Genomic DNA, 4,238 nt, shown 5'->3' with positions numbered 1-4,238 from the left:
AGCCAGGACATCCTGGACACGGCGACGATGCTGGTCGCCGCCCGCGCTCTGGACCTGCTGCTCCCCGACCTCGCCCGCACCGAAAGGGCGCTGGCCCGGCTGGCCGCCGAGCACCGGGACACGGCGATGCCGGGCCGGACACTCACCCAGCACGCCGTGCCGACCACCTTCGGGCTGAAGGCGGCAGGGTGGCGCACGCTGGTTCTCGACGCACGGGACCGGATCACCGCCGCACGCGACGCGCTGCCCGCCCAACTCGGCGGCGCCGCTGGCACCCTGGCCGCCTTCGGAGCGTACGGCGCTACCGACCCCGTCGAGCTGCCGGCGGCGTACGCCCGTGAACTCGGTCTGCGGGCGCCCGCGTTGCCCTGGCATACGCTGCGCACCCCGGTCGCCGACCTGGCCGGATGCCTCGCCTTCGCGGCCGGGGCGCTCGGGAAGATCGCCGCCGACGTGCTGACGCTCTCCCGCACCGAGATCGGCGAGGTCGCCGAGGGCAGCGGTGGCGGGTCGTCGGCGATGCCGCACAAGGCCAACCCCGTGCGCGCCACCCTCATCGCGTCGGCCGCCCGGCGCGCGCCGCAGCTCGCGGCCACGCTGTACGGCTCGCTGGTCGCGGACGACGAGCGGCCGGCCGGGGCCTGGCACGCCGAGTGGGAGCCGCTGCGGGACCTGCTGCGGCTGGCCGGCGGTGCCGCCCGCGACGCCGCCGGACTGACCGAGGGACTGCGAGTGCGTCCGGACGCGATGCGCGCGCACCTCGGCCTCACGCACGGACTGATCGTGTCCGAGCGGCTCTCCGCCGAACTGGCACCGCTGCTCGGGCGGGCCCGCGCCAGGGGGCTGCTGACCGAACTCGCCCGGCGGGCGTACGCCGAGGACCGCACCCTGGGCGAACTGCTCGCCGAGGTACCGGAGTTGTCCGGCGTCGACCTCGACGCGCTGACCGATCCCACCCGTTACACCGGCTCCGCCGGAGCCCTGACCGACCGCGCTCTGGAGCGACGTTGACCATGCTCAACCACCTGACCGAGGGCCCCGCCTCCGCTCCCCCGCTGCTGCTCGGGCCCTCGCTGGGCACCTCGTACGCACTGTGGGACAAGGTGGCGCCCGAGCTGTCCATCGGGCACCGGGTGATCCGCTGGGACCTGCCGGGGCACGGAGGTTCGGCGGCGGAGCTGATCGGGCCGGGAGCCACCGTCGGCGACCTCGCCGGCCTGGTGCTCGCGCTCGCCGACTCGCTCGGGGTGGAACGGTTCGCCTACGCCGGGGTGTCGCTGGGGGGCGCGGTGGGTCTGCACCTGGCCGTGCACCATCCGGAGCGGGTGTCGTCGCTGGCCGTCCTCTGTTCGTCGGCGCACTTCAACGGTGCGAAGGCGTGGGAGGAGCGGGCGGCGACGGTGCGCGCGGAAGGGGTCGCGAAGCTCGCGGACGGGGCGGACGGCCGGTGGTTCACGCCCGGGTTCACCGTGCCGGGGCTGGTCCGGGACCATCGGGACGCCGACCCGGGGGCGTACGCCGCCTGCTGTGACGCGCTGGCCGCCTTCGACCTGCGGGACCGGCTCGGCGAGATCTCCGCGCCGACGCTGCTGATCGCGGGCCGCCAGGACCCGGCGACTCCGCCCGCGCATCTGCGGGAGATCGCCGACGCGGTGCCGGAGGCGACGCTGACCGAGCTGCCGGGGGCCTCGCACCTGGCGCCGGCGGAGCGGCCCGAGGCGGTGCTGACGGCGCTGCGGGCGCACTTCGACGGTGGCGCGAGACGGGGCATGGCGGTGCGGCGCGAGGTGCTCGGGGACGCCCACGTGGACCGGGCGCAGGGGCGGCAGACCTCGTTCACCGCCCGCTTTCAGGACTTCATCTCGCGCTATGCCTGGGGTGAGATCTGGACGGACGAGACCCTCTCGCGCCGCGAACGCAGCATGATCACGCTGACGGCGCTGGTCGCGCACGGCCACTACGAGGAGCTGGCCATGCACGTGCGGGCGGCGCGGCGCAACGGGCTGACACCGGACGAGATCGGCGCGGTGCTGCTGCAGACGGCGGTGTACTGCGGGGTGCCGGCGGCGAACTCGGCGTTCGCGGCGGCCCAGCGGGTGCTGGCCGAGGAGGACCGCAGCGCCGAGGAGGAGGCCACGGCCCGCTGAGCTCGGCCGACCTCAGCCCACCTGCCCCGCGGCCAGTGCCTCGCGGGCCCGCGCCACCAGTCCGTCGGCGCCGCACGAGTCCGCCAGCACGAGGCCGCGGTTCAGCTCGGCCTCCGAGCGGGCCGCGATGCCGTACTCCACGCGGGCGGCGGCGTGCTCGTACTGGCAGGGTGAGGCCTCCAGGTAGGCGACGGCCTGCGCGGCGAGCCGGACCGCGCGCTGACCGGTCTCCAGCGCGGCGGCGCACCGCAGGGCCTCCCCTATGGCGGTGTCCGTGCCGAAGCGCTCGGCCTGACGGCGGGCTTCGGAGGAGAGACGGGCGGCGCGGCCGGGGTCCTCGGTGGCGAGGGCCCGGGCCAGCTCGGTCGTCCAGGGGTTCACCACCGGGTTGTGCCGGCCGCGGGCGGCCGCCGCCTTCTCGGCGGTCTCCAGCTCGTTGACGCCCTCCTTGGTGCGGCCGGTCGCGAACAGCAGGCGGGCCCGCACGGGGCGCGGGTCGGGCAGCACGATCGTGGACGGGTACGGCGGCTCGAAGCCGTACGCGTCGGCGACCGACCGGGCCTCCTCGACGTGGCCGCGGGCGAGCAGCGTGTCGATCAGGTTGCAGGTGGCGGACCAGTACAGCGGCAGGCCGCGGCCGACCCGTTCGGCGATGCGCAGTGATTCGCGCAGGGACTTCTCGGCCTCCCTCAGCCGGCCCCGCCTGCGGTGGCCGAGACCGACGTAGGCGTGCGCGAGGGCGAGGTGGCCGCCGCTCCAGCCGGCGGTCTCGTAGGTGCTCAAAGCCTCGGTGAAGAGTGCCTCGGCGCGGTCGAGCCGGTCGGTGTAGGCGTAGGAGTTGGCCAGCATCATCGGCAGTTCGAGGCCCCACTCGGTGTCGGTCCAGCCTATCCCGGAGGCGAGGCGGCCGTTGACGAGAGCCCGGTCGCACAGCTCGACGACCTCTTCGGCGTTCTCGCCCCGCGTCATGGCGTCGAAGCCGCGCAGGATGAGCAGGGCACGCTCCGCGTTGTCGCGGCCGGTGCAGGTGCCGGCGAGTTCGGCGAGTCGCTCGGACCTGCCGGGCGAGGACGTCTCGCCGGGGTGGATGCCCTCCCACATGTACTGGACGGCCTGCAGCCGAAGCCGCACGGACGGGTCCGGGTTGCGGGCGGCCTCCGCCCGGACGGTGCGGACGGCCTCCTCCAGCTGGTCGTTGTGGAGCAGGGCCTCGGAGAGCCGGAAGACCGCGTTGACGCGCTGCTCGCCGTCCAGGCCGGGCATGGCGAGGGCGGTGCGCAGATGGCCGATGGTCGTGGCGGGCGCGGTGAGGAGCGTGGCACAGCCCAGCTCGTACAGGACGCGCGCGTGGGTGTCGGGCAACGGCGGTTCCCGGAGGGCGCGTTCGAGGCAGCGGCGGGCCGCGTCGGGGGCGCCGACGGCGAGGTGCTCGCGGGCTGCTTCGCGCAGCTGCTCGACGACTTCCTGGTCGTCGTCGGGATACACCTGGAGCAGATGGCGGGAGGCGGCCGCGGCGCCGAGCCCGGAGTCGGTGACCAGCTGGGCCGCTATGCCGTGCATCGCCGTGCGCAGCGCGTCGGGGATGGAGTTGTAGACGGCGGTGGCGATCAGCGGGTGGACGAACTCCAGGTCGTCCGCGGCTGCCTGTCCGGCGGCGGGGTCGGGCGCGGAGAGGATACGGGCGCTGCACAGCAACTCGGCGCAGCGGGCGGCGTCGCCGCGGTCGAGGGTGGCGAGCCGGGCCACCATGTCGACGGTGATGCCGCCGCCGAGAATGGCGGCCGCCCAGGCGAACCGGGTGGAGTCGACGCCGAGTTACTCCAGGCGGGCGACGAGCCCGCCGCCACGGGCCGAGCGGTTCAGGTCGCGCAGTTCGGCGGCCTGCGACTCGACCGGTTCCAGTTCGCTGTCCTGGACCTTGGCGAGGAGTTCGACGGTCTCGTACGGGTTGCCGCCGGTGACGGCCCACACCTCGCGGCAGAACGCGGCGTCGGCGTGGCCGCCCAGCGTGGCGCGGGTGAGACCGGCCGTCGCGGCGGGGGTGAGGGCGTTCAGCGGGGCGAGGGGCCGGCCCGCGGCGGAGGCCGCGTC

General features: G+C 75.2%; 2 protein-coding genes and 1 pseudogene. 2 read left to right on the top strand and 1 reads right to left on the bottom strand.

Annotated elements, in window-relative coordinates; all coding sequences use genetic code 11:
* Both EBH09_RS30965 and pcaD read left to right on the top strand, forming a co-directional pair.
* A partial coding sequence (locus tag EBH09_RS30965) for a lyase family protein (RefSeq protein ID WP_121750174.1) occupies positions 1 to 1,011 on the top strand: 1,011 nt, incomplete at its 5' end.
* Between the two features lie 2 nt (positions 1,012 to 1,013).
* On the top strand, positions 1,014 to 2,147 hold the full coding sequence (gene pcaD / locus EBH09_RS30960) for a 3-oxoadipate enol-lactonase (protein ID WP_121750173.1): 1,134 nt from the start codon (positions 1,014 to 1,016) through the stop codon (positions 2,145 to 2,147).
* 12 nt (positions 2,148 to 2,159) lie between these two features.
* On the opposite strand, the pseudogene EBH09_RS30955 reads toward pcaD, so the two are convergent.
* Positions 2,160 to 4,238: pseudogene (locus EBH09_RS30955) on the bottom strand (ATP-binding protein); the annotation flags it as partial.

The organism is Streptomyces sp. E2N166 (assembly GCF_003671715.1).
In the GTDB taxonomy this organism is placed as follows: Bacteria; Actinomycetota; Actinomycetes; order Streptomycetales; family Streptomycetaceae; genus Streptomyces; species Streptomyces thinghirensis.
This window is presented reverse-complemented; position numbering and strand designations above follow the sequence as displayed.

Excerpts from the sequence above, each read along its gene's own strand:
- pcaD (WP_121750173.1), top strand. The coding sequence starts at position 1,014 with ATGCTCAACCACCTGACCGAGGGCCCCGCCTCCGCTCCCCCGCTGCTG.